3 protein-coding genes are annotated in these 2,338 nt (G+C 72.5%); 2 read left to right on the forward strand and 1 reads right to left on the reverse strand.

The window, feature by feature from the left end; all coding sequences use genetic code 11:
• A partial coding sequence (locus PKE44_RS18420) for an MATE family efflux transporter (protein ID WP_324554152.1) occupies nt 1–1,100 on the forward strand: 1,100 nt, incomplete at its 5' end.
• The gene (locus tag PKE44_RS18425) at nt 1,100–1,585 is read left to right on the forward strand and encodes a GNAT family N-acetyltransferase (protein WP_324554154.1); all 486 of its coding nucleotides are present in this window, start codon (nt 1,100–1,102) and stop codon (nt 1,583–1,585) included. The genes PKE44_RS18420 and PKE44_RS18425, both read left to right, overlap by 1 nt.
• A 31-nt stretch (nt 1,586–1,616) precedes the next feature.
• Here the strand turns inward: PKE44_RS18425 and PKE44_RS18430 are convergent, their stop codons facing one another.
• Entirely contained in the window at nt 1,617–2,249 is a 633-nt protein-coding gene (locus PKE44_RS18430) for a pyridoxamine 5'-phosphate oxidase family protein (RefSeq protein WP_324554156.1), read from the reverse strand.
• Between the last annotated feature and the right edge of the window lie 89 nt (nt 2,250–2,338).

Here is a 2,338-nt window from a genome sequence, read left to right on the forward strand (position 1 = left end):
CAGCCGGCGGGCTGCGCCGGCATGCGCGCGCGCTGGCGCTTGCCTGCGCGCTGCCGGCCGTCGTCCTGATGAATCACGCCGGGCCGCTGCTGGGCGCGCTCGGCGTCGATGCCGCGATCGTGCCGGTCGCGCAGGACTATCTCGGCGCCCTGTCCTTCGGCGTGCCGGGGGCGTTCTGGTATCTGGCCGAGCGTTACGCGATCGAAGGCCTCGGCCGCACACGGCCGGTGCTGGTCGCGGGCCTCGCGGCGTTCGTGCTGAACATCGGCCTCAACTGGCTGCTGATCTACGGCCATCTCGGCCTGCCGGCGCTCGGGGCGCGCGGCTGCGGCTATGCGACCGCCGCCTGCTTCTGGCTGGAAGCCTGCGGGCTCGCGTGGCTGAACCGCCGGCTGCCGGCGCTGCGCAGCCACAGTCCTTCGCCGGATGCCCCCGGCCTGCGCGCGCTGCTCGGGCTCGGCCTGCCGATCGCGGCGGCGGTGCTGTTCGAGGTCGGCATCTTCTGCGCCGTCGCGCTCGCACTCGGCCGGCTCGGCGCGGACGCAGTCGCCGCCCACCAGATCGCGCTGACCACCGCGAGCCTGACCTTCATGATTCCGCTGGCGCTGGCCGCGGCGATCACGATCCGCATCGGCGGCGCGCTCGGGGCCGGTGATGTGCCGGCAGCGCGCCGGGCCGGCTGGACCGGCATCGCGCTCGCCGCGGCGTTCATGGCGCTGTCGGCGACCGGCATCGGCTTCGGCGCGCCGTGGATCGCGGCGCTCTACACCGGCGATGCCGCGGTCGCGGCGCTGGCCGTGCAGCTGCTGCACGTCGCTGCGGCCTTCCAGATCTCCGACGGCCTGCAGGTGTCGGCCGGCGGCGCGCTGCGCGGCCTGCACGACACGCGCGGGCCGATGCTGATCACGCTGTTCGCGTACTGGCTGATCGGTTTCCCGTTCGGCTGGTGGCTGGCCTTCGGGCACGGGCAGGGCGCGCCCGGTCTGTGGTTCGGGCTGGTCGCGGGCCTGAGCTGCGCGGCGCTGCTGCTGAACCTGCGCTTCCGTCGCGGGCTGGCGCGCCTGCAGACTGCGGCTCCCGTCCTGCCCGAGTCTGCGTGATGAATACCGCCGTCGATCTGCAGCCCGCCGGGTTTCCGGCCGATCGCGCCGCCGTCGAGGCGCTGTTCCGTGAATACGAACAGGCGCTCGGGATTGATCTCTGCTTCCAGAACTTCGCCGACGAACTGGCGACGCTGCCCGGCCGCTACGCCGCCCCGGCCGGCACGCTGCTGCTCGCGCGCACCGGCAGTGAAGGGGATGCGCTGCTCGGCTGCGTGGCGCTGCGCCCGCTCGGCGACGGCATCGCCGAACTGAAGCGCCTGTACGTGCGCCCGGCCGGGCGTGGCCTCGGACTCGGCCGGCGCCTCAGCGAAGCGGCGCTCGCACACGCCCGCGCCGCCGGCCACCGCGCCGTGCGTCTCGACACGCTGGCGACGATGACCGAGGCCCGCGCGCTGTACGCGAGCCTCGGCTTCGTGCCGATCGCCGCCTACTGCCACAACCCGCTGCCGGGCGTGATGTACATGGAACTGCGCCTGGAATGAGGGCCGCGCCCCTTGCCGGCCCGCTCCGGTTTCAGTCGCCCGGCACCTCGCCGTCGCGATCGCGCGCCGCGAGCTGGCGCTCCAGCTCGGCGATGCGCGCCTGCAGCGGTTCGACCAGCGCCCGCACCTCGTCGCCCGTATAGCGCGGCGTGATGTGCCGCGGGCAGTTCCACTCGAAGGCCGCGACCTCGATCAGCACGGCGCGCTCGACCTCGGCGAAATAGTTGCCGAGGTCGATCTGCTGCACGAGCTCGGTCGATGCCTGCCCGAGATCGACGAAGCGCGCATGTCCGAGCACCTTCAGCCGCAGCTTCTGCCGGAAATCGATCAGGAACAGCGCGACGCGCCCGTCATGGCCGAGGTTGCCCATGCTCACGTACTGCAGGTTGCCGCGGAAATCGGCGTAACCGAGCGTCGTGGCACCGAGCACCTTCAGGAATCCGGGCGGCCCGCCGCGGTGCTGCACGTACGGCCAGCCGGTCTCGCTGACCGTGGCCATGAAGAAGGTATCGCGCGCCGCAATGAAGCGCGCCTCACGCGCCCCGAGCCGCGCCGGCTGTTCGTCGCCGCGTTCGCGGTCGTGGTGTTCGATGCGCGTGCCGTAGTGCTCCTGCAGGCGGCGCACGCCGTCGGTGAAGGCGATGCGGGTGTAGGGATCGGCCATGGCGGGGTCTTCATGTTGCGGACGGGAGCGAGGAGCAGGACGCGGGAAGAGAAGACGTGCGTCGTCCGGGCGGGATGGATATAGCTGGT

It is taken from the genome of Plasticicumulans sp., from assembly GCF_035331805.1.
Classification (GTDB): Bacteria; Pseudomonadota; Gammaproteobacteria; order Competibacterales; family Competibacteraceae; genus Plasticicumulans.